21 protein-coding genes and 2 pseudogenes are annotated in these 21,631 nt (G+C 54.8%); 11 read left to right on the top strand and 12 right to left on the bottom strand.

The genetic code is table 11. From position 1 onward, the window contains the following. Positions 1-133 precede the first annotated feature (133 nt). Complete coding sequence (mntP, locus tag KO1_RS01835; protein ID WP_024274395.1) at positions 134-700, top strand: manganese efflux pump MntP; 567 nt, start codon at positions 134-136, stop codon at positions 698-700. On the opposite strand, the gene rlmA is transcribed toward mntP, so the two are convergent. The 6 genes and pseudogenes from rlmA to mgrB form a co-directional block, all read right to left on the bottom strand. Beyond that, positions 697-1,497 carry a 23S rRNA (guanine(745)-N(1))-methyltransferase gene (rlmA, locus tag KO1_RS01830; RefSeq protein WP_024274396.1) on the bottom strand — a complete coding sequence of 267 codons (801 nt, stop codon included), beginning with the start codon at positions 1,495-1,497 and terminating at the stop codon, positions 697-699. The two genes, mntP and rlmA, sit on opposite strands and share 4 nt — an antisense overlap. A 60-nt stretch (positions 1,498-1,557) precedes the next feature. Continuing rightward, entirely contained in the window at positions 1,558-3,303 is a 1,746-nt protein-coding gene (ftsI, locus tag KO1_RS01825) for a peptidoglycan glycosyltransferase FtsI (protein ID WP_004103311.1), read from the bottom strand. A gap of 190 nt (positions 3,304-3,493) precedes the next feature. After that, entirely contained in the window at positions 3,494-3,703 is a 210-nt protein-coding gene (gene cspE, locus KO1_RS01820) for a transcription antiterminator/RNA stability regulator CspE (protein WP_001062678.1), read from the bottom strand. Between the two features lie 12 nt (positions 3,704-3,715). After that, a pseudogene (locus tag KO1_RS26730) lies at positions 3,716-3,860 on the bottom strand (DUF2627 domain-containing protein). Positions 3,861-4,472: 612 nt separating this feature from the next. Then, positions 4,473-4,763 carry a YebO family protein gene (locus KO1_RS01815; RefSeq protein ID WP_004103312.1) on the bottom strand — a complete coding sequence of 97 codons (291 nt, stop codon included), beginning with the start codon at positions 4,761-4,763 and terminating at the stop codon, positions 4,473-4,475. A gap of 74 nt (positions 4,764-4,837) precedes the next feature. After that, complete coding sequence (gene mgrB / locus KO1_RS26720) at positions 4,838-4,981, bottom strand: PhoP/PhoQ regulatory lipoprotein MgrB (RefSeq protein WP_041146201.1); 144 nt, start codon at positions 4,979-4,981, stop codon at positions 4,838-4,840. Positions 4,982-5,140: 159 nt separating this feature from the next. Here mgrB and KO1_RS01810 point away from each other — a divergent pair, with 159 nt between their 5' ends. After that, entirely contained in the window at positions 5,141-5,380 is a 240-nt protein-coding gene (locus tag KO1_RS01810; RefSeq protein WP_004103313.1) for a YobH family protein, read from the top strand. A gap of 45 nt (positions 5,381-5,425) precedes the next feature. Here KO1_RS01810 and kdgR read toward each other — a convergent pair whose 3' ends face one another. After that, a complete protein-coding gene (kdgR, locus tag KO1_RS01805) occupies positions 5,426-6,217 on the bottom strand; it encodes a DNA-binding transcriptional regulator KdgR (protein WP_004103314.1) in 792 nt (263 codons plus the stop codon). A gap of 177 nt (positions 6,218-6,394) precedes the next feature. Here kdgR and KO1_RS01800 point away from each other — a divergent pair, with 177 nt between their 5' ends. Next, positions 6,395-7,768, top strand: coding sequence for an MFS transporter (locus tag KO1_RS01800; protein WP_004103315.1), 1,374 nt, complete (start codon positions 6,395-6,397; stop codon positions 7,766-7,768). A gap of 72 nt (positions 7,769-7,840) precedes the next feature. Here KO1_RS01800 and htpX read toward each other — a convergent pair whose 3' ends face one another. From htpX to msrC, 4 genes and pseudogenes are all read right to left on the bottom strand, one after another. Beyond that, a complete protein-coding gene (htpX, locus tag KO1_RS01795) occupies positions 7,841-8,722 on the bottom strand; it encodes a protease HtpX (RefSeq protein ID WP_004103316.1) in 882 nt (293 codons plus the stop codon). A gap of 237 nt (positions 8,723-8,959) precedes the next feature. Further along, on the bottom strand, positions 8,960-11,008 hold the full coding sequence (gene prc / locus KO1_RS01790) for a carboxy terminal-processing peptidase (RefSeq protein WP_004113745.1): 2,049 nt from the start codon (positions 11,006-11,008) through the stop codon (positions 8,960-8,962). A gap of 19 nt (positions 11,009-11,027) precedes the next feature. Beyond that, positions 11,028-11,711: an RNA chaperone ProQ gene (gene proQ / locus KO1_RS01785; protein ID WP_004103320.1), complete on the bottom strand. Its 684-nt coding sequence runs from the start codon at positions 11,709-11,711 to the stop codon at positions 11,028-11,030. An 81-nt stretch (positions 11,712-11,792) separates the two neighbouring features. Then, positions 11,793-12,306: pseudogene (msrC, locus tag KO1_RS01780) on the bottom strand (free L-methionine (R)-S-oxide reductase MsrC). Between the two features lie 132 nt (positions 12,307-12,438). Here msrC and yebS point away from each other — a divergent pair. The 5 genes from yebS (at position 12,439) to KO1_RS01755 (ending at position 18,481) form a co-directional block, all read left to right on the top strand. Beyond that, entirely contained in the window at positions 12,439-13,722 is a 1,284-nt protein-coding gene (gene yebS / locus KO1_RS01775) for a membrane integrity lipid transport subunit YebS (RefSeq protein ID WP_016808294.1), read from the top strand. Further along, the gene (locus tag KO1_RS01770) at positions 13,691-16,324 is read left to right on the top strand and encodes a PqiB family protein (protein ID WP_016808295.1); all 2,634 of its coding nucleotides are present in this window, start codon (positions 13,691-13,693) and stop codon (positions 16,322-16,324) included. The genes yebS and KO1_RS01770 overlap by 32 nt, the downstream gene beginning before the upstream one ends. A 78-nt stretch (positions 16,325-16,402) precedes the next feature. After that, on the top strand, positions 16,403-17,836 hold the full coding sequence (rsmF, locus tag KO1_RS01765; protein WP_026055908.1) for a 16S rRNA (cytosine(1407)-C(5))-methyltransferase RsmF: 1,434 nt from the start codon (positions 16,403-16,405) through the stop codon (positions 17,834-17,836). 115 nt (positions 17,837-17,951) lie between these two features. Continuing rightward, a complete protein-coding gene (locus tag KO1_RS01760) occupies positions 17,952-18,191 on the top strand; it encodes a YebV family protein (protein ID WP_004103329.1) in 240 nt (79 codons plus the stop codon). Positions 18,192-18,289: 98 nt separating this feature from the next. Further along, positions 18,290-18,481, top strand: coding sequence for a YdfD/YebW family protein (locus KO1_RS01755; protein WP_004103330.1), 192 nt, complete (start codon positions 18,290-18,292; stop codon positions 18,479-18,481). Here KO1_RS01755 and pphA read toward each other — a convergent pair. Further along, a complete protein-coding gene (pphA, locus tag KO1_RS01750; RefSeq protein ID WP_047720987.1) occupies positions 18,478-19,131 on the bottom strand; it encodes a protein-serine/threonine phosphatase in 654 nt (217 codons plus the stop codon). The genes KO1_RS01755 and pphA overlap by 4 nt on opposite strands. 165 nt (positions 19,132-19,296) lie before the next feature. Between pphA and KO1_RS01745 the strand changes: the two genes are divergently transcribed. The 3 genes from KO1_RS01745 (at position 19,297) to KO1_RS01740 (ending at position 21,626) form a co-directional block, all read left to right on the top strand. After that, positions 19,297-20,241: a VirK/YbjX family protein gene (locus KO1_RS01745; RefSeq protein WP_004103333.1), complete on the top strand. Its 945-nt coding sequence runs from the start codon at positions 19,297-19,299 to the stop codon at positions 20,239-20,241. A gap of 111 nt (positions 20,242-20,352) precedes the next feature. Beyond that, the gene (locus KO1_RS27965) at positions 20,353-20,496 is read left to right on the top strand and encodes an Ecr family regulatory small membrane protein (protein ID WP_142447463.1); all 144 of its coding nucleotides are present in this window, start codon (positions 20,353-20,355) and stop codon (positions 20,494-20,496) included. Between the two features lie 578 nt (positions 20,497-21,074). Next, positions 21,075-21,626 carry a Csu type fimbrial protein gene (locus KO1_RS01740; RefSeq protein WP_004103335.1) on the top strand — a complete coding sequence of 184 codons (552 nt, stop codon included), beginning with the start codon at positions 21,075-21,077 and terminating at the stop codon, positions 21,624-21,626. Positions 21,627-21,631 lie beyond the last annotated feature (5 nt).

Genomic DNA, 21,631 nt, shown 5'->3' with positions numbered 1-21,631 from the left:
AAGAACGTCTTCAATCAGGCGAGACCATAGACGCATCGCTGCTGTACGCGGCGCCTCATCTTCAGGATGGGCTGCGTATTTTTACTGGGGGCGGCGATGTGTCATATGGATTATCCCCGGTCAGGACGCTCTCATGAATGTATCCGCTACAATTCTTCTTGCCTTCGGCATGTCCATGGACGCCTTCGCGGCCTCTATTGGTAAAGGCGCGACTCTCCATAAACCTAAATTTTCCGAAGCTCTGCGCACCGGTCTCATCTTTGGCGCTATCGAAACGCTCACTCCGCTGTTCGGGTGGGGAATGGGGATGCTCGCCAGCCAGTTCGTGCTCGAGTGGAACCACTGGATAGCCTTTATATTGCTGGTATTTCTCGGCGGCCGAATGGTTATCGAAGGGGTTCGCGGCGGCGATGGCGAGGAGTGTGAAGCTCCGCGCCGTCACGGTTTCTGGCTGCTGGTCACCACCGCTTTCGCCACCAGCCTTGACGCTATGGCCGTCGGCGTTGGCCTGGCGTTTTTGCAGGTCAACATTATCGCCACCGCGCTGGCTATCGGCTGCGCGACGCTGATAATGTCAACGCTGGGCATTATGGTAGGACGTTTTATCGGCCCGCTGCTCGGCAAACGGGCGGAAATCCTCGGCGGTATCGTGCTGATCGGCATCGGCGCCCAAATACTCTGGAGCCATTTTGCCGGCTAACCCTCAGCGTCGCGCTGCCAGCAGTGAATCATGAAATCGGTCTGGCAGCTGAATAGCGCCTGCTGGCGCAGCGTTTCCCGAACCGGCGGTTTTGCCCGCCACGCAAACGGCGTCATTTGCAGTAAAGCTTCCGCCTCGCTGCCTTTGAGGCGCATCGGATAGGCCAGCTGCTGCTGATGACGTAGCGTGAAACCCTCAAGCGCTTCCGTGTTTTGCTCGTGCAAACGCACTTCGTCGTAGATCAACCCTTTTAGTTCCATCAGGTGACGAGGTCCCGGCGTCGCGGTGATGACCCAGCCGCCGGTACGGACAACGCGCGCCAGTTCAAGCGCGTTACAGGGGGCATAAATACGCACTATCGCATCCAGGCTTGCATCCTCAAACGGTAATCGCTGGCTGGAGGCGACGCAAAAGCTGACCTGCGGATAGCGCTTTGCCGCCGCGCGAATCGCCGATTTCGACACGTCCAGTCCCCAACAGCGGCCGGCGATAGCGGCGAAGGCATGAGTGTAGTAGCCTTCCCCACAGCCTATATCCAGTAAATCCGTTGGCGCGAAGGTGTGCAGATAAGCGCTGACCGCCTCACGAAGCGGCTGGTAATGACCCGCATCGAGAAACTCTCGCCGCGCCTGCATCATTTCGGCGCTGTCGCCTGGATCGCGGGAGCGCTTAAACTGTACCGGCAGCAAATTGACGTACCCTTCCTTCGCCAGATCGAACTGGTGCCGCTGCGGGCAGATAAAGCTATTATCGCGGCGCGCAAGCGGCGCGTGGCAAAGAGGGCAACTGTAAGACATGGCAACTCCGGTGTGCTGAAAGGGCGAAAGTGTAGCGCTATTCGCCCTTCCAGGCCACCGTTACAGCGCAGGCGGCAGAACGCCGTCGTGATGCATGACGATCAGGTTTTCCGAGCCCTCCGGCATTCCATCGGGCATGACGTTTTCCAGGCGCAGCACATCGCCCATAATTTGACTGAATACCGGCGCCGACACCGCTCCGCCGTAATATGAACCGTTGCTGGGGTCGTTCATCACCACCACCAGGGCGAATTTCGGATTGCTGGCCGGCGCGACGCCTGCGGTATAGGCAACGTATTTGTCGATATATTTCCCGTCAGGGCCGATTTTCTTGGCGGTACCGGTTTTTACCGCCACCCGATAGTCGCGCACCGCCGCTTTGGTCCCCCCGCCGCCCGGCAAGGCAACGCTCTCCATCATATGCTCGACTTCATGCACTATCTGCTCCGGCATCACTCGGGTCCCCATGACCGGCGGATCGATACGCGTGATCGATAGCGGACGTTCAATACCGTAGCTGCCGATGGTAGCGTATACGTGCGCCAGCTGCAGCGGCGTGACCATCAGACCATAGCCGAAGGCGAAGGTCGCCCGGTCGAGCTGTCCCCAATAGCGGCGCTGCGGCATCAGCCCGGCGCTTTCACCGGTTAATCCCAGGCCGGTAGAATCGCCGAAACCGAACGCTTTATAGGTATCGATGAGATGCTGAATGGGCATCGCCAGCGACAGATGTGAAACGCCGGTATCGCTGGATTTTTGCAGGATGCCGGTGAGGGTTAATTCTGGATAGTAACCCACGTCGCGAATGCGATGGCCGTCGAGGATAAACGGATGGGTATCCACCACGCTATCCGGCTGAACAATGCCTTGCTGGAGGGCAGTCATCAGCACCAGCGGTTTAACCGTCGACCCCGGCTCGAAAGTATCGCTAATCGCGCGATTGCGGAAATCATCCAGCTTTGCATCATCGCGATTGTTAGGGTTGAAATCAGGGTAGCTGGCCATCGACAGAATTTCCCCGGTATCAATTTTAATTAATACCGCCGCCCCCGATTCTGCTTTGTTCCAGCGCACGGCGTTATCCAACGCGTCTTCGGTCACCGTTTGTAGACGCTCGTCGATACTGAGCTGCAAATTATGGGCCGGGACTGCCGGAACTTCCGTGATATTTTCGATGACGTTGCCGTGACGATCTTTTCGCACCAGCCGACGCCCGGGTTGACCGGTCAGCTGAGCATTAAAGCTTTTCTCGACTCCCTCGATCCCCTGATTATCGATGTTGGTAAAGCCCAGCAGGTTAGCGGCAACGTGTCCAGCGGGATAAAAGCGACGCGACTCATCGCGCAGATTGATACCCGGCAGGCGCAGCTTGTCGATCCACTCTGCCTGCTCAGGATTTATCTGGCGCGCGAGATAGAGAAAGCGCGCGTGAGGATGCGCCTGCACGCGATGAGCCAGCTCGCTAAGGTTGAGATGTAAAGCTTGCGCCATGGCCTGCCAGCGCGGGCCATATCCGACGCCGCCTTTTGCGAGCGTTGTTTGCGGATCGATCCAGATGGCGCTCACCGGAACGCTAACCGCCAGCGGGCGGCCCTCGCGATCGCTAATCATGCCGCGCTGCACGTCGATAGGCTCTTCGCGCAAGGAGCGCATATCTTCTTGTTTCACCAAATTGTCAGGAGAGACAATTTGCAGCCAGCCTACCCGGACCAGCAGCAGCCCCATACAGCAAAGAATGGCCACGCATAGCAACCCGAACCGCAAAGGGGTAAAGTTGGCGGCTGACTTAAGTTTGTTCTTTTGCACCTTAGCTCCATCATTATTTTGCAACCACCTGATTTAACAGATATATACAAAACAGATTGCTAAACAGTGCTAATAAGGATGTTGTTTTGCAACAAAGCGCAACGGTGGGAGGATAATTGACATGATTTGCAATAAAACCTAAAAAGCCCCGCGGTCGCGAGGCTTTCTTACAAGATTCAGTGGTCTTGAATCAGATAGCAGTTACGTTAACTGCAGCTGGACCTTTCTGGCCGTCCTGAATTTCGAACTCAACGTTCTGGCCTTCAGCCAGAGTTTTGAAGCCGTTACCCTGGATAGCGGAGAAGTGTACGAACACATCTTTGCTGCCATCAGCCGGAGTAATGAAGCCAAAACCTTTAGACTCGTTGAACCACTTAACTTGACCTTTAATCTTTGCCATTTGCAAAATTCCTTAGACTGTTTTCTTCGCCCGTGGGCACTTACATAGATAAAACTGACACATGACTGCATGAGGCACTAATATAAGGTTCGGCAGAGAAGCGGTATTCAACGACAACGTGTTTACTCAGGACTTCTTTACTGAAAATGCCACACATAAACAGAACTGTACCTCGTTTAACCCGAAACGTGTTATCACATACTACGTTAATAATGGCAAGCCATTTTTAGATGGGTCTCGATCGCTCGCACAAATTATAAGGGAATCATTTGATCACCTGCACATTTATGCGACTTTGCTCCCTCTGACTTATCCTTTCCGCCCCGCGTCTGTGCCGTAGAGACTGGCTCCGGAAAGAGAGTTTATCCGCCATTCCTCAACAACTTCGGCGTACCCCGCCCCGCTCAAAGCTAAACTGCCAATTTTAGGGGGCAACAAAAAGTATTGCATAAAGATGCATTTAAAAGCTCATATCGATAGCTGAAAAATTGCTTTGCAGGACCATTGCATAATATCGAAGCGCGTAAATGGAATAACTTAAAATATTGTCTATACTGCACGGCAATAATGAAGACCTGATGACAGTCAGGCCGTTTCTGTCCTTTTATTTGATTAATTAAACAAACTAATTAAAGAGGCGCGATTAACGCACAGCGTCCGCTTGCCGGCACGCCGGATAATCGTCAGCAGAAGATTTATTGATAAGGATAGGTTATAGACCGGGGTGAGATACAGGCGCACACCCTACGATGCACGCCTGACAATCAGATTAGCGCTCTGCGACCAGACGAATGAAGTCGTCGTCGCCTTTCCCCTTCTCGGCTATGGAAGGTTCTGCTGCACTCTCCTTCTCAGGCTCATTGGCCTCGCAGAGACGGCGCAGCAGCGCGTTTTGCCGCTTTTGCTGATCCAGAAGCGCCTGCAGTAGCGCGATCTGCTCATTTGCGCGCGAACTGGCGCGATTAACAAAAAACCATAATAACAGGCCGACAAGCAACAGCACGACAGACAGCGCCACGGATGCCAGGCTTACAATCCCGGGATTTAGTAACTCACTCATTTCACCACCTCAAAGAGAAGGCGTTCATTCTACCACCCGCGCGGCAGAAGAAAATCAGTCATATAAAAAATGTCTTACCAGGGAATAAACTTATTGATAGTGCAGATGCCGCTGAAGAACTGTACATCCTGATCGCACATTACGTTAAGCATCTGAGTCCATAGCAGTAAACATCCTGCAATAACGACTATCAGCAAAACCCACCGTAATTTTTTCACTCCACACTCCGCATCAGTATCAAATGTCGCCAGGATAACATGACCATCTTAAACCGCGGCTAACTGTAATACGAAAGGCAAGTTTAGGAATCATAGACTTGTTTCAACTCGTGTGCATGACAGAATAGACGCAGGGATAATACAAATATTGAGGCAACAATGCGATTGATCATTCGTACCATTGTGGTGCTGGCTATCTTATGGATTGGCGTATTATTAAGCGGCTACGGCGTGTTAATAGGCAGCAGTGAGAATGCCGGTGGGTTAGGATTGCAGTGCAAATATCTCACCGCTCGCGGCATCAGCACCGCACAATATGTTCACTCCAGCAGCGGTATTATCGGCATTACCGATTGCCCTGTTCTGCGAAAAAGCGTCACGGTAGTGGATAACGGCTAGTCATGGTTCGGGCTACAGCAACGGTAGCCCGAATAGGATAGTGAATCAGAACGGATAATCGTTGTAGCCCATCTGCTCAGAAATTTTACGCGCCGCCGTGTGCAGCATCGCAACATACTCGTTCAGGCGCTCTTCGGAGAAACGTAGCGTCGGGAAAGAGATACTCAGGCCGGCGATAACCACGCCGAAGCGGTCGAAAACCGGCACCCCGATGCAGCGCAGCCCTTCTTCCTGTTCTTCGTTATCTTCGCCGTAGCCCTGCTCGCGGACCTTATCCAGAACCGCCAGCAGCTCTTCGGTGCTGGTGATGGTCCGGTCGGTACTGCGTTTGTACTCAACGCCTTCCAGAATCTGCTCTACTTCCGCGCGATCGCGCCATGCCAGCAGCACCTTACCGATCGCGGTGCTGTACAGCGGGTTACGGCGTCCGATGCGCGAATACATGCGCAAATTGTACATTGAGTCGATTTTATGGATGTAAACAATGCTGTCTTCATCCAGGGCGCCCAGGTGGACGGTCTCTTTCGTCAGGCGTGATAGCTCGCGCATCTGAATGTCGGCGCTGCGCACCAGATCGACGTTCTGCAAAGCCCGCGCGCCGAGTTCGAAGAGTTTCAGGGTTAAAGAATACTTCTCAGATTCCCCTTCCTGCGCTACGTACCCCAGCGATTTCATGGTCTGCAAAAAGCGATAAACGGTGCTTTTTGACATCATGACGCGCTGGGACAGTTCGGTAATGCCAATTTCACGCTCTTCGCCAAGCGCCTGCAGGATGCCAAAAACCTTCAATACCGAAGAGACAGAATCTGGCTGTTTATCCAAATCTGCAACTGCCATTTATCACCTCATCGCAACTGTTTTATAAAAATTAGAACCGGTTTTTATTATAAATTCGCATCCCGTTACCCGCAATCGTTCTTCTGCCCATTCGTTACAAATCTGCGACATGCCGCTGAATATTCAATGCTAAAATCATTATCCAGTTAATAGTTCCCGATAAGACATACACTTTATATGGATAAAAACCTCCCCGATGGGCTGCCAGCACCGCAGCGTTACGGCGCCATCCTGACCATTGTATTAGGCCTGACGATGGCCGTGCTGGACGGCGCTATCGCCAACGTAGCGCTTCCGACGATCGCCAGCGATTTAAACGCGTCACCGGCATCCTCAATCTGGATAGTAAACGCCTATCAAATTGCCATTGTTATTGCGCTTCTGCCGCTCTCTTTCCTCGGCGATATGGTCGGTTATCGGCGCATTTATAAAATCGGCCTGGTCGTATTCACCTTCACCTCTTTAGCCTGCGCGCTCTCCCGCAGCCTGGAAATGTTGACGCTGGCGCGCGTTGCGCAGGGTCTTGGCGGCGCGGCGCTAATGAGCGTTAATACCGCGCTGATTCGCCTGATTTATCCCCGCCGCTTTCTCGGCCGCGGAATGGGGATCAACTCTTTTGTTGTCGCCGTCTCATCCGCTGCGGGCCCGACCATTGCCGCCGCTATCCTGTCGATGGCTTCATGGCAATGGCTGTTTCTCATTAACGTTCCGCTGGGCGTTATCTCACTGGTTCTCGCGATGCGCTACCTGCCCGCCAATGTCGGCGGGAGCAAGGTCACCCGCTTCGATCTGCCCAGCGCCATCATGAATGCTCTCACTTTCGGCTTATTAATTACCGCTCTCGGCGGGTTCGCTCAGGGCCAATCCGGCGAGCTGGTGCTGGCGGAGGTTATTGCGATGCTGGTCGTTGGATTCTTTTTTGTCCGCCGTCAGCTCAGAATGCCGGTTCCCCTGCTACCCGTCGATCTGCTGCGCATTCCGATTTTTTCCCTGTCCATCTGCACCTCGATATGCTCCTTCTGCGCCCAGATGCTGGCCATGGTTTCGCTACCATTCTTCCTGCAGTCGATGCTTGGACGCAGCGAGGTGGAAACCGGTCTGCTCCTGACGCCGTGGCCGCTGGCAACCATGGTAATGGCGCCGCTGGCAGGCTATTTGATAGAGAAATTTCACGCCGGTCTGCTGGGGGCGATTGGTCTGCTGGTAATGGCCTGTGGCCTGTTCGGTCTGGCGATGCTCCCCTCCACACCCACGGATCTGGATATTATCTGGCGAATGGCGCTCTGCGGCGCGGGCTTTGGCCTGTTCCAGTCACCCAACAACCATACGATCGTCTCTTCAGCGCCGGCTCACCGCAGCGGCGGAGCAAGCGGCATGTTGGGTACCGCCCGTCTGCTTGGCCAGAGTACAGGCGCCGCGCTGGTGGCGCTGCTGTTTAACCTGCTGGGCAATAGCGGAACTCATACCGCACTTCTGCTGGCCGGGATCCTAGCCGTCGTCGCCGCTGCCGTCAGCGGGCTACGCGTCACGCAGCCGCGCGCCAGGCTGTAGGCAAAGAATCGACATAAAAAAATCCGCAGCCCGAAGGTTGCGGATTTTTGTTTTCAGGGCCGGGAGCGGCGTTTACTTCAGATATTCGCCGCTGCGCAGGGCTTCAATGCGCTTATCCAGAGGCGGGTGAGTCATAAACAGCTCGCTCATGGATTTCGCTTTACCGTTAATGCAGAATGCCATCATGCTGCTGGCCTCCTGCGGCTCATAGCTGGTTTTCAGACGCTGCAGCGCAGCGATCATTTTCTCACGCCCCACCAGTTTCGCTGAGCCAGCGTCCGCATGGAATTCGCGGTAGCGGGAGAACCACATGGTGATGATGCTGGCCAGAATACCAAACACCAGCTCCAGTACCGTAGCAACCGCAAAGTAGATCAGCGGGTTGCCGTTGCTGCTTTCACCTTCATCGCGGTTGCCGCCGAGGAAGCCCGCCGCAATCTGCGCGATAACGCGCGAGATAAAGATAACGAAGGTGTTCACCACCCCCTGAATCAGCGTCATGGTGACCATATCGCCGTTAGCGATGTGGCTAATCTCATGGGCGATAACCGCTTCCGCTTCATCACGGCTCATGTTCTGCAACAGCCCGGTGCTGACCGCAACCAGCGACGCATCGCGGCGCGCGCCGGTCGCGAAGGCGTTAATATCCGGCGCATGGTAGACCGCGACCTGCGGCATGGCAATTCCCGCCTGGCGCGCCTGCTGCGCGACGGTATTCACCAACCAGCGCTCGGTTTCGTTACGCGGCTGCTCAATGACTTCCCCACCCACCGATTTCAACGCCATCCATTTCGACATCAGCAGCGAAACGATTGAACCGCCGAAGCCAAACAACAGCGCCATGATCAGCAGCCCGGTCATGCTGCTTGACTGAATTCCCGTCAGGCTTAGCACCAGCCCGAACACCACCATCACTGCCAGGTTGGTCAGCAGGAAAAGCGCGATTCGCATCATAATTTTCTTTTTACCTCGATTTAACAAAACGCACTATGCGATTACCCACATGGTATGGGTAGAACGCTAATTTTCAACCATCAGCCCCCGCTAAGTCACGAGAAAGACACAACTTTACATTTTGTAGCATATTGCTGACGCTGGGCAAAAGCGTTGACATTTTGTTGAAATCAGGCAATGAACGTTGGGAAAGAAGCGAAAGAAAACGGGCACAAATCATTGTGCCCGTTGGGGGGATTATTTACTGGCCGGGGGCTCTACCGCTGGCCGATCCTTTTCCTCATGGGCCAGGTCGAGCGCAATATGAACCGTTTCATCAAGATACGGATCGGGCTCCTGGTAATCCTTCGGCAGATCTTCCAGTTTTTTCAGTAACGGCTTACCTTCGCGTTTCAGGCGATCGTTAACGCGGGCCAGACGAATCGCATCATCTTCTTCGTTCTCCTTTTCACGCTGCGCGTAGTTCAGGGAAACGATGTTGCGTTTGTCTTTCATCGCGTTATAGCGAGCAATATCCTTCATGATGTACTGGAACTCAGGATCTTTGGCAATACGCGCATCGTGACGCTTCAGCAGTTCCGGTCCAAACGGCGTCAAATCGCCATATTTCACGAAGGTTGCCGCATTGACGCTATCCCACGGCAGCGCGTTGTCTTCATACTGCTCGCCGGTCTCACGCTCTTCGGTTCCGGTCGGCATCATGATATCCGGCGTTACACCCTTGCGCTGAGTACTACCGCCGTTGATGCGATAGAATTTCTGGATAGTGTACTGTACGGAACCCAGCGCCGGCCAGTCAGGACGCAGCATCTGATCGTAGATACGGTTCAGCGAACGATACTGCTGGACGGTCCCTTTACCGAAGGTCGGCTCTCCGACGATCAGCGCGCGGCCATAATCCTGCATCGCAGCGGCGAAAATTTCGGAAGCCGAGGCGCTGAAACGATCGACCAGGACGACCAGCGGACCTTTGTAGTACACCACGCCATCGGTATCGCTGTCTTCACGGACTTTACCGTTATTATCGCGAACCTGGACAACCGGGCCGGAGGGGATAAACAGGCCAGAAAGCGAAACCGCTTCGGTCAGCGCCCCGCCGCCGTTGCTGCGCAGATCGATGACGATACTGCTAACGTTTTGTTTCTCCAGCTTTTGCAGCTGAACCTTAACGTCATCCGTCAGGCCAACATAGAAGCCAGGAATATCCAGCACGCCAACTTTTTCTTTGCCAACGGTTTTGACTGACATCTTAACCGCACGGTCTTCCAGACGAATGCGTTCACGCGTGAGGGTCACAATACGCGTTTTGGCGCCTTTACCCGCCGGGAGAATCTCCAGGCGAACCTTGCTGCCCTTGGGACCTTTAATCAGCGCGACGACATCATCAAGACGCCAGCCGATCACATCGACCATGCCTTTACCAGGCTGGCCGACGCCAACGATGCGATCGCCCACGCTGATGGCTTTACTCTTCGCCGCCGGACCGCCCGCGACCAGAGAATTGATCACCGTGTAGTCGTCGTCCATCTGCAGCACCGCGCCGATACCTTCCAGAGACAGGCTCATTTCAGTATTGAACTGCTCGGTGTTGCGCGGTGAGAGATAGTTTGTATGCGGGTCGATTTCACGCGCAAAAGCGGTCATCGCCAGTGAGAAAACGTCTTCGCTATTGGTTTGCGCCAGACGGCGGATAGCAAACTTGTAGCGGCGGGTTAAGGTTTCGCGAATCTCTTTATCATCTTTGCCAGCCAGCTTCAGGCTTAGCTGGTCAAACTTCACCTTGGCATCCCACAGCGCGTTCAGCTCGGCTTCATCTTTCGGCCAGGGCGACTTGCTACGGTCAAGGTTGAAATTATCATGGCCGGTAAAATCCATCGGCCGTTCCAGCACTTTCAGCGCATATTGATAGCGCTCAAAGCGACGCTTCTGCGCCAGGTTATACAGGTCGTAAAATACGTCCAGCTTCCCACTGCGCAGTTCATCGCCGATTTGATTCTTTTTCGCGGCAAACTGGTTGACGTCGCTGGCTAACAGTACGTTATGGCTGTAATCCAGCAGGTTCAGGTAGCGATCGAAAATTTTCGCCGAAAAGGCATTGTCGAGATCGAACTGGCGGTAGTGAGAGCGGGTAAAGCGCGATGTTACGCGCTCGCTCACCGTCGCGTGCTGCGGCTCTTCTTTCAGCACGGGGATTTGATCGACACGGGTTATATCGTCCACGGCGAACGACTGGCCTGCTATTACCAGCAGGCCCGCCAACGCGGTGAGCTTAAAGAATTTGTTCATGCCTGGCCCGGCCTCCGTTTCAGAACACCAGGTGTTCTGCGCGTACAATCATTGACATACCAGAAGTCAGCTGTACACGAACGCCATCTTTGGTGATTTCCAGGACGGTGGCGTCCATTGCATTATTGCCTGCTTTCACCTTCAGTGCCTGGCCAACGGTCAATACAGACACATCTGATACAGGGGTATGACGCTCTTCGCGCGGCGCTTTGGCTGCTGCTGCAGGGCGTGGTTTACGCTGCTCAGCGCCTTCTTTGCGACGAGCCTGAGGCTGAGGACGCGGTTTACGCTCGCGACGTGCTCCCTCTTCCGGCTGGCCTGCCGCGGCAGCGGCTTCACGTTTTTTGGCCTGCTGCGCTTCGCGCTGCGCCTGAACGCGGGCTTTTGCTTCTTCAAGCTGCTGGCGGGCATGAGCGACATGCTGCTCTTCCAGTTCGCCGCACGGGTTGCCGTCAAGGTCAACGCGGACAGCGCCTGGCTTAACGCCGTACAGATAGCGCCAGCTCGAAGTATAAAGACGCAAAGCAGCGCGAAGTTGGGTTTTGCTGAGATTCATCTCTCCGCCAACGCGCTCAACGAGATCCTGAAAAATACCGACTTTCAGGGGGCGAGCTTCGCCTTCAGCGCTAAAGCACTGAGGGAAACGTTCGGCCAGAAACGCAATGACTTCTTTACTGCTATTCAACTTAGGTTGATTTTCCATGAAATTTCCTGATTACAACGGACGTAGCCAACAAGCCGCAGGCATGAACAGGCGTCATTATAATGACGTCCTCGGTAAATGCTACGTTATCCGTTGATTATCCTGCGACGCGGGTGAATATTTTTTGATAATCCGTGGCAGAAATGAGTTTTTCCAGATGCGAGACCAGTTCTGCCAGACCCCGCTCGTCTTCAACGGTGAAGCGGGAATGCGCCGTGCTATCGATGTCCAGGACGCCGATGGTTTGATTGTTCACCCGTAGCGGGAAGACAATTTCCGAATTGCTGGCGGCATCGCAGGCGATGTGGCCATCAAAGGCGTGAACATCCTCGACCCGCTGCACGCGATTCTGCGCGACGGCAGTCCCGCATACGCCGCGTCCTACCGGAATACGCACGCAGGCCAGCTTGCCCTGGAACGGCCCGAGGATGAGAGTATCGCCTTCCAGCAGATAGAAACCGGCCCAGTTCACTTCCGCCAGTCGTTCAAATAACAGCGCGCTGGTATTTGAGATCATCGCCAGGAAGCTGGTTTCGCCTGCCATTAACGCCTGAAAATCGCGGTTTAAATCCGCGTAGAATTCTGATTTGTTCATTATATGATCGCTTAGTTGTCTTACTGCCTTACACTTACAGCCTAATAAAATAAGCTTTAAATGCATTCATGCTCAAGATGAATTCATTCCTGAGTTAAGATAGAGAGATACATTCATTTCTGTAAGTTATAAATGCCACTAAAAACACCCAGGATTACGCCAGCAAAAAAGATGATCGTCTACTCGGTCAGCGCCCCTGTTGCGCACGCTCACTATCAGCGCTGCCCGCAGTGCGACCTGCTGTTTAGTTTACCGGTCCTCAAAAAGAATCAAAGCGCCTGGTGCCCTCGCTGCAACGCCAAAGTGCGCGATGGCCGCGACTGGTCGCTTACCCGGCTGGGCAGCATGGCGATCGCTATGCTGCTGCTGATGCCTTTTGCGTGGAGCGAACCGCTGCTACGTTTGCATCTGCTGGGCGTGCGTATCGACGCTAACGTCCTTCAGGGCATCTGGCAAATGACCGGCCAGGGCGATCCGCTCACGGCGGCGATGGTGCTCTTTTGCGCGGTCGTCGCGCCGGTGCTGCTGGTGGTGTCAATCGCCTACCTGTGGTTGGGCAACGTGCTGGGCATGAATCTGCGACCGATACTGCTGATGCTGGAGCGGCTCAAGGAGTGGGTAATGCTGGATATTTACCTGGTCGGCATCGGCGTCGCCTCCATTAAAGTGCAGGATTACGCCTTCCTGCAGCCGGGTATCGGGCTTGTCGCCTATGTTTCCCTCACGCTGCTCAGTATCCTGACGCTTATCCATATGAACGTTGAAGAGCTCTGGGAGCGTTTTTATCCCCAGCGCCCGGCGCTGCGCCCGGATGAAAATCTTCAGGTCTGTCTGGGCTGCCATTATACCGGACATCGCGATGCACGCGGGCGCTGCCGCCGCTGCCACACGCCTTTGCGCCATCGACGCCGGCAAAGCCTGCAAAAGAGCTGGGCTGCGCTGATTGCATCACTGGTTTTCCTGCTTCCTGCCAACCTGCTGCCGATCTCGATCATCTACGTCAACGGCGCGCGTCAGGAAGACACCATCCTTTCCGGCATTATGTCGCTGGCCAGCAGCAACGTCGCCATCGCCGGGGTGGTGTTCATCGCCAGTATTCTGGTCCCATTCACCAAAGTTATTGTATTGTTTACCCTGCTGGTCAGCATACAATTCAAGTGTGAACAGGGGCTACGTACCCGCATCCTGCTGCTGCGGCTGATTACCTGGATCGGCCGCTGGTCTATGTTGGATCTTTTTGTCATCGCATTAACCATGTCGCTGATCAACCGCGATCAGCTCCTCGCGTTTACGATGGGGCCCGCCGCGGTCTATTTTGGCGCCGCGGTAATTTTAACTATCCTTGCTGTTGAATGGCTGGACAGCCGCTTACTTTGGGACGCACATGAGTCAGGAAACGCCCGCTTCGCCGACTGAAGCCAAGATTAAAACTAAACGCCGCATTTCACCGTTCTGGCTGCTGCCGGTCATCGCGCTGCTGATTGCCGGTTGGCTGATTTGGACCAGCTATCAGGATCGCGGTACGACGATCGTCATCGACTTCCAGTCGGCCAACGGCATCGTTCCGGGACGGACGCCTATCCGCTATCAGGGGGTAGAAGTCGGTACGGTCGAGAATATCTCGCTAAGCAAAGATCTGAGTAAAATCGAGGTTTCTGCCAGCGTCAAAGGCGATATGAAAGATGCGCTGCGCAAGGAGACCCAGTTCTGGCTGGTGACGCCGAAAGCCTCGCTTGCCGGCGTGTCCGGCCTGGATGCGCTGGTTGGCGGCAACTATATCGGCATGATGCCAGGCCAGGGCGAGCCCGAGGATCACTTTGTCGCCCTCGATACCCAGCCGAAGTACCACATTAATAACGGCGAGCTGATGATCCATCTCAAGTCAGCGGATTTAGGCTCGTTAACCAGCGGCTCGCTGGTCTACTTCCGTAAGATTCCGGTCGGCCGGGTGTATGACTACGCCATTAATCCGAACAATCAGGGCGTCACGATTGATGTACTGATCGAGCGGCGTTTCACCAATCTGGTGAAAAAAGAGAGCCGCTTCTGGAACGTATCCGGCGTAAAGGCGGACGTCAGCCTGAGCGGAGCTAAAGTTCAGCTGGACAGCCTCTCCGCGCTGGTGAACGGCGCTATCGCCTTTGATTCCCCCGATGATTCTCCGCAGGCTCAGCAGAATACCGATTATCACTTATACGAAGACCTGGCGCACAGCCAGCGCGGAGTGGTGGTGAAACTGGACCTTCCGGACGGCGCAGGGTTAAAAGCGGGCTCTACGCCGCTGATGTATCAGGGTCTGGAGGTCGGCCAGCTCAGTAAACTGAATCTCAATGCTGACGGGAAAGTCACCGGCGAAATGACCGTCGATCCCAGCGTCGTCAGCTTGCTGCGCGAGAAGACGCTGATTCAGATGAAGAAGCCGAAAATCTCGCTGGATAATCCCAGCGTCAGCGCCCTGCTGACCGGTACCACCTTTGAGCTGGTCCCCGGCGAGGGTGAACCGCGCAACCAGTTTGCGGTGCTGCCTGCCGATAAATCCATCCTGGAAGAACCGGATGTCGCAACCGTCACGCTCACCGCGCCAGAAAGCTACGGTATTGATGCCGGGCAGCCGCTGATCCTGCACGGCGTTCAGATTGGCCAGGTTCTGGAGCGCAAGCTAAACGCCGACGGCGTCACTTTCCAGGTCGCAGTCATGCCCGAGTACCGTTCACTGGTGCGCGGCGACAGCAAATTCGTGGTCAATAGCCGTATCGACGTCAAAGTCGGTATTGATGGCGTGGAGTTCCTCGGCGCCAGCGCCAGCGAATGGGTCAACGGCGGGATCCGCATTATTCCGGGCGACAAAGGGGCGATGCAAAGCCGCTATCCGCTGTACGCCAACCAGGAAAAAGCGCTGGAAAACAGCATGAGCGATCTGCCGACCACCACTCTCACGCTCTCAGCTGAGACGCTGCCGGACGTCCAGGCAGGATCGGTGGTGCTGTATCGTAAATTCGCAGTCGGGGAAATCATCACCGTTCAGCCGCGCAAGAACGCTTTTGAGATCAACATCCATATCAAACCGGAATATCGCCATCTGCTCACCAGTAACAGCGTGTTCTGGGCCGAAGGCGGCGCGAAAGTGCAGCTTAACGGCAGCGGCCTGACGGTTCAGGCCTCCCCGCTCTCCCGCGCGCTGAAAGGCGCGATAAGCTTTGATAATCTGAGCGGCGCCAGCGCCAGCGCGCGTATCGATAATAAACGCGTGCTGTATGCGTCGGAAACCGCCGCCCGCGCGGTGGGTGGCCAGATAACCCTGCACGCCTTTGACGCCGGTAAAATCGCCGAAGGTATGCCGATCCGCTACCTGGGGATTGATATTGGGCAGATCCAATCGCTGAATTTAATTACCGCGAAAAACGAAGTGCAGGCGAAAGCGGTTCTCTATCCGGAATACGTCAACACCTTCGCCCGCGCCGGCACGCGTTTCTCGGTGATTACTCCGCAGATTTCCGCAGCGGGCGTCGAGCATCTGGATACGCTCTTCCAGGCCTATATTAACGTGGAGCCGGGACGCGGTGCGCCGCGCCGTGATTTTGAAATTCAGGAAACCACGATTAGCGATTCACGTTATATCGACGGCCTGAGCATTATCGTCGAAGTACCCGAAGCCGGTTCGCTGGGTATCGGCACGCCGGTGCTGTTCCGCGGGCTTGAAGTCGGTACGGTTACCGGCCTGATGCTCGGTTCGATGTCGGATCGCGTCATGGTACAGCTGCGTATCAGTAAACGTTATCAGTATCTGGTGCGCAACAACTCGGTGTTCTGGCTGGCTTCCGGCTATAGCCTCGACTTTGGCCTGATCGGCGGCGTGGTGAAAACCGGTACCTTCAATCAGTTCATTCGCGGCGGCATCGCTTTTGCGACGCCTCCGGGTACGCCGCTGGCGCCGAAAGCGCAGGATGGTAAACACTTCCTGCTGCTGGAGAGTGAACCGAAAGAGTGGCGCGAATGGGGTACCGCCCTGCCGCGCTAAGCATAACAGGCTCCGGTGTCCGTCGCCGGAGCCTTTATGGTAAACTACGCCCCCTTTTTTCGTTGTGGTGCGCTCCCCGTGGCTCAAAACGCTGTCTATCTTCCTGAAGAATTCCTCGCTCAAATGCGTACGGCAATGCCGACGCATCTTTCTTTCGCTGACTTTATCGCCGCCTGCCAGCGCCCCCTGCGCCGAAGCCTTCGCGTAAATACGCTAAAAATCAGCGTGGCTGACTTTTTGCAGCTGGTCGCCCCCTACGGCTGGCAGCTAACGCCGGTACCCTGGTGTGAGGAGGGTTTTTGGATCGATCGCGAGGAAGACGACGCCCTGCCGCTGGGCAGCACCGCTGAACATCTCAGCGGGCTGTTTTACATCCAGGAAGCGAGCTCCATGCTGCCGGTCGCCGCGCTGTTTGCCGACGGAAATATGCCGAACCGGGTGATGGACGTCGCCGCCGCGCCGGGGTCAAAAACCACCCAGATCGCCGCGCGCATGGGCAATAAAGGCGGGATCCTGGCCAACGAATATTCCGCCAGCCGGGTTAAAGTGCTGCACGCCAATATCAGCCGCTGCGGGATCGGCAACGTGGCGCTGACCCATTTTGATGGGCGCGTATTCGGCGCCGCGCTGCCGGAGTGTTTTGACGCGATTCTCCTCGACGCCCCCTGCTCCGGCGAAGGCGTGGTACGGAAAGACCCCGATGCGTTAAAAAACTGGTCGCCGGAAAGCAACGCCAGTATCGCCGAGACCCAGCGCGAGCTTATCGACAGCGCGTTTCATGCGCTTCGCCCCGGCGGCACGCTGGTCTACTCCACCTGTACCCTGAACCGGCAAGAAAACGAAGACGTGGTCAACGGACTACTGGCGCGCTATCCGCAGGCGGCAGAGGTACTGCCGCTCGGTTCGCTGTTCCCGCAGGCCAGCGAGGCGCTAACCGAAGAGGGTTTCCTGCACGTGTTCCCGCAGATTTTCGATTGCGAAGGCTTCTTCGTCGCCCGTCTGCGTAAAACCGCCGCCATCGCACCGCTGCCGGCGCCGGGTTATAAGGTCGGTAAATTCCCCTTTATCCCGCTTAAAAGCCGCGAATCGGCCGCCATTGCGACCGCAGCTGCCGCCGTTGGCCTGCATTGGGACGCTGACCATACGCTCTGGCAGCGGGATAAAGAAATCTGGCTATTCCCTCACGCGCTCGAGTCGCTATTCGGCAAAGTGCGCTTTTCCCGCATCGGTATCCGTCTTGCCGAAACCCACAACAAAGGCTATCGCTGGCAGCACGAAGCGGTCATTGCGCTTGCCGCGCCTGATGCCCCTTTTGAGCTGACCCAGGCCGAAGCGGAAGAGTGGTACCGCGGTCGTGACGTCTATCCTGCAGTACCGCCGCAGCAAGATGATGTTATTGTCACGTTTCAGGGCGCGCCGCTGGGACTGGCGAAAAAAATCGGCTCGCGTTTAAAAAACAGCTATCCCCGTGAACTGGTGCGCGACGGAAAGCTTTTTAGCACTAAAGCGTGATGACGAACGGAAAAACAGCATTTTTTCACTGGCGCTTTGCGCACCTTTGTCTACGCTGAAAAATGGCGGCCTTAACTGGTCGTACCACAAATCAGCAGATCAACGGGGTGAATTTATGAGTAAAACCAGCGTACGTATCGGCGCGTTTGAAATAGACGACGCCGAACTGCACGGCGAACAGCAGGGAGAGCGAACGTTAAGCATACCCTGCAAATCCGATCCGGATTTATGTATGCAGCTAGATGCATGGGACGCGGACACCAGCGTACCCGCCATACTTGATGGTGAACATTCCGTCCTCTACCGTAAGCACTACGATCGTCAGTCCGATGCCTGGATCATGCGTCTCGCCTGATTCAAAGGAACCCGTCGCCTGAGACGGGTTATTTATTCCCCCTGCTTTCCCGACATCTCCTACACTTATAACTATGTTTTTCAGGATATGAGACCGGGATGTTTGCCTTAGTGCTGTTTATTTGTTACCTCGACGGAGGCTGTGAAGATATCGTTGTGGATGTGTACGATAACGAACGGCAGTGCACCGCAGCGATGGACGATCAGCGAATACGTCACGGCGGCTGCTTTCCGGTAGAGGATTTTATCGATAGTTTCTGGCTGCCCGCCCAGGAGTACAGTGACTTTTAGCCCGTCCTCTGTAGCGCCGCCAGGGTTAACTCCCCGCCAAATACCGCCCCGGTATCAATATAGTGCTGATTATCGTAGTCGTAACGCCGTTTAAGCGGCGTATGGCCGAACCAGAAGTGGTCAGCACCGGCAATCGCGCCGTGACGCCCGGAGAGAAGATCGGTAAGACGCTGTCGGCTCCACAGCACCTGATGCTCATCCACCGCCTGCTGCCAGCGATAAAGCGTCGCCGGATAATCCGCATGGGCGATAACATGTACCTGCTCAGCGCTGTGGAGCTCTATAATCAGCGGCAGATGACGGCAGCGGGCGATAAGCGGCGCGAGGCGCTCTTTCTGCTGTTCTGAGCGTTGCGTATACCAGCCGCCGCCGTTCATTTCCCAGAGCATCGGTTCGCCATCGGCAAGCGTATCCAGCGCCATCTGTTCATGGTTGCCGCGCACCGCGAAAAACCAGCGATAGCGCAGTAAATCCAGACACTCCGCGCTTTGCAGCCCACGATCGATCAGATCGCCCACGGAAAGAAGCAGGTCCTGGTAAGGATCGAACCTGCGCTCGCGAAGGGCTTCCATCAGCCGCGCAAAGCAGCCGTGCAGGTCGCCAACCAGCCAGATATTACGCCAGGCGGAACCGTTAATACGCTGATACATATTTCGTCCTCCTGACCTAATTATAGGAAAATTCTCCCGCTTCCGCGGGCGTAATATTGCCACCTCAATCGAGTTTAAACGAAAGCCAAATATAGTCCGCCAGGGCATTAAGCTCCTCACGATATATCCCTAGAATAGAGGCTAAATAACAACGAGGTATTCATCGTGACGGATAACAGCCTGCATTCAGCCGGGGTCGTTGAACGACGCCCCAATCTTATTGCCGACCTGGTGATGGGGCGACTCACCCCTGCACCCATCTGGCAAAAACGTAATTACCGGCTGAAGTTTTTACTGCGCACGGCATTATTTTATGCGCCAACGCGCAGCATGCTGGAGAGCCTGTCGGCGCGCGCGGACTTCAATCAGCTACTGACCGCTCAGGTGACTCTGCCGGGCAAGGTTCATCGTCAGTATTTAACCCGCGGGCTCAACGCCAGCCAGCGCGCGCACGCGATTATCAGCCACTACCAGTTTGTCGACTCGCTGGGCGGATCGCGCCTGGCTGATGCCATGACCGCAGCGAATGAGCTGCCGCTGCTTGAGCTGGCAGGCAAGGACGACAGCCGGTTTACGCTTTCCGCCTCTTCGGCGGGCAAAGCTGAACGCGAGGGTGAAACGACCCTATGGCTGCGCGATGGCGATGGGATCGTGCTCGCCAGCGCGACTTTTAGCGTTTCCCGTCAGCAGGATTGCTGGCAGTTGACTATTGGCGGCCTGCAGGGGCCGCGTAGCAATATTTCGCATGAAGTGATTAAACGAGCAACCCGCGCCTGCTACGGTCTGTTCCCGAAACGCCTGCTGATGGAGTTTATCTGGCTAATGGCGGCGCGTTGCGGCATTCAACATATTTACGGAGTCAGCGATAACGGTCACGTCTTCCGCGCGCTGCGCTATCGTCTGAGCAAAGGGCGCCATTTCCACGCCAGCTATGATGAATTCTGGCAATCTATCGAAGGGGTAGCCGACAGTGCATGGCGCTGGCGCTTACCACTGAAGCTGGAAAGAAAGACGCTTGAGAGCATTGCCAGTAAGAAGCGCGCTGAATATCGTCGCCGCTTCCAGCTGCTGGATGATATGGCTGCGCAGATGACAATTATCATGGATTAACGCTGCAAACGTTTCATCAACGCCGTATAGCACAGCGGCGTTTGCATCTTCTACGCCGCTTTAGTTACTATCATAACTTCGTTGTACTCCTTGCGGACGGCTAGTGAAGTTATGAGCAAAACAGAAATACTCCTGCTGGCTATCCTGTTGATTATTTTGTCCGCTGCTCTCTGGTTTATTTTTAGTGACGAAATATGGTTCATTGTTAGCTACCTTGAAACAACGCTGTACCCCTCTTTTGTGACGCCAGAATAATGCCTTGGGCGTTATTTCTTTGTCGCCTCTAAGCTGCCTATCCTTTCTTCGCAATACCTCGGACAAGCGCCGTTAAAATAATAGGCAAAAAATTTAAGGCGTTTTCTTATCTATTATTCTATTTGTCATACAAATGTGTATACTGGGTCACTTCCGATGTTGGCCCGTAAAATTCACCTGCACTATGGGCCTGATTTCGTGCAGGTGTTTTCTCCTCGTTGTCGCTCAACCGCAAGGTAAGTGTCTACACACGCCTTTTTATCCAGATTTTTTGTTTCAAACTTTGCGCCCGATTGTGATTTTAAAAAAATCGCGTTCTCTTCTCTCTCCTTCAAAAAACAAAGAAAACACATAAAACCAACAAAATATTAACATAAGGAATTTTATTTCAACAGAATAGCAATAAGTCAGACTAAAAAACTATTTCACAACCAAAATGCAGTCATTAACGCAAAGTTACCCATATCCCACAGAAGTAGCTATACGTTAACCAACAAAACCGTGGTTGTTAAACGGTAACTCACGACTATCGCTACATTGTTGTTTTTCTTCAGCGGCTTTCCACTAAGAGGTTTTCGATGAACGTGAAAACGATATCGCGCAGTATCCTGGGCGGCTTACTGAGCGCCATAGTTCTTACGCAACCGGCTTCCGCAGCGGGAACATTAAGCGGCCAGATTAGTGTTCAGGTCACACTTGGCAGCGGCTGCAGCGTATCGAACGTCCGAAATGGAGAAAACAACCGCTGGGGCACGATTAATTTCGGCGCCTACGGTGATTTAGCCAACTCCATTGATGCAAGCGTCACCGGAAGCGGCGGAGGTAACGCGCTTACCGTGACCTGTACCGAAGATCTTGACTCAACGCTGACGCTTGACGGCGGCCAGTATGGCGATGCTGCTCTGCGTTACATGAAAAACGCGGCAGGCAACCAGCAGATTGCTTATCGGCTTTATGCGGATGCCGCCCGCAGTCAGGAAATTTTACCCGGCGGAACAATCGCTATCGTAGGCACAGGCAACCCGCAGGCTATCCCCGTTTTTGCCCGTATTCGCCCCGAAGACCAGAGCGTCAACGCGCCGACAGCCGATGTGTATGACGACATCGTAACCGCAACGTTAACCTGGTAATCGCA

Source organism: Klebsiella oxytoca NBRC 105695, from assembly GCF_001598695.1.
Taxonomy (GTDB): Bacteria; Pseudomonadota; Gammaproteobacteria; order Enterobacterales; family Enterobacteriaceae; genus Klebsiella; species Klebsiella oxytoca.
Note: the sequence above shows the minus strand (reverse complement) of the source record. Positions and strands in the feature narration are given on the sequence as shown.

Bases quoted from the DNA above. Each gene is read 5' to 3' on its own strand.
- mntP (WP_024274395.1), top strand. From the start codon at position 134: ATGAATGTATCCGCTACAATTCTTCTTGCCTTCGGCATGTCCATGGAC.
- rlmA (WP_024274396.1), bottom strand. From the start codon at position 1,497: ATGTCTTACAGTTGCCCTCTTTGCCACGCGCCGCTTGCGCGCCGCGAT.
- cspE (WP_001062678.1), bottom strand. From the start codon at position 3,703: ATGGCAAAGATTAAAGGTCAAGTTAAGTGGTTCAACGAGTCTAAAGGT.
- KO1_RS01815 (WP_004103312.1), bottom strand. From the start codon at position 4,763: ATGAGTGAGTTACTAAATCCCGGGATTGTAAGCCTGGCATCCGTGGCG.
- KO1_RS01810 (WP_004103313.1), top strand. From the start codon at position 5,141: ATGCGATTGATCATTCGTACCATTGTGGTGCTGGCTATCTTATGGATT.
- kdgR (WP_004103314.1), bottom strand. From the start codon at position 6,217: ATGGCAGTTGCAGATTTGGATAAACAGCCAGATTCTGTCTCTTCGGTA.
- KO1_RS01800 (WP_004103315.1), top strand. From the start codon at position 6,395: ATGGATAAAAACCTCCCCGATGGGCTGCCAGCACCGCAGCGTTACGGC.
- htpX (WP_004103316.1), bottom strand. From the start codon at position 8,722: ATGATGCGAATCGCGCTTTTCCTGCTGACCAACCTGGCAGTGATGGTG.
- prc (WP_004113745.1), bottom strand. From the start codon at position 11,008: ATGAACAAATTCTTTAAGCTCACCGCGTTGGCGGGCCTGCTGGTAATA.
- proQ (WP_004103320.1), bottom strand. From the start codon at position 11,711: ATGGAAAATCAACCTAAGTTGAATAGCAGTAAAGAAGTCATTGCGTTT.
- yebS (WP_016808294.1), top strand. From the start codon at position 12,439: ATGCCACTAAAAACACCCAGGATTACGCCAGCAAAAAAGATGATCGTC.
- KO1_RS01770 (WP_016808295.1), top strand. From the start codon at position 13,691: ATGAGTCAGGAAACGCCCGCTTCGCCGACTGAAGCCAAGATTAAAACT.
- KO1_RS01760 (WP_004103329.1), top strand. From the start codon at position 17,952: ATGAGTAAAACCAGCGTACGTATCGGCGCGTTTGAAATAGACGACGCC.
- KO1_RS01755 (WP_004103330.1), top strand. From the start codon at position 18,290: ATGTTTGCCTTAGTGCTGTTTATTTGTTACCTCGACGGAGGCTGTGAA.
- pphA (WP_047720987.1), bottom strand. From the start codon at position 19,131: ATGTATCAGCGTATTAACGGTTCCGCCTGGCGTAATATCTGGCTGGTT.
- KO1_RS27965 (WP_142447463.1), top strand. From the start codon at position 20,353: ATGAGCAAAACAGAAATACTCCTGCTGGCTATCCTGTTGATTATTTTG.
- KO1_RS01740 (WP_004103335.1), top strand. From the start codon at position 21,075: ATGAACGTGAAAACGATATCGCGCAGTATCCTGGGCGGCTTACTGAGC.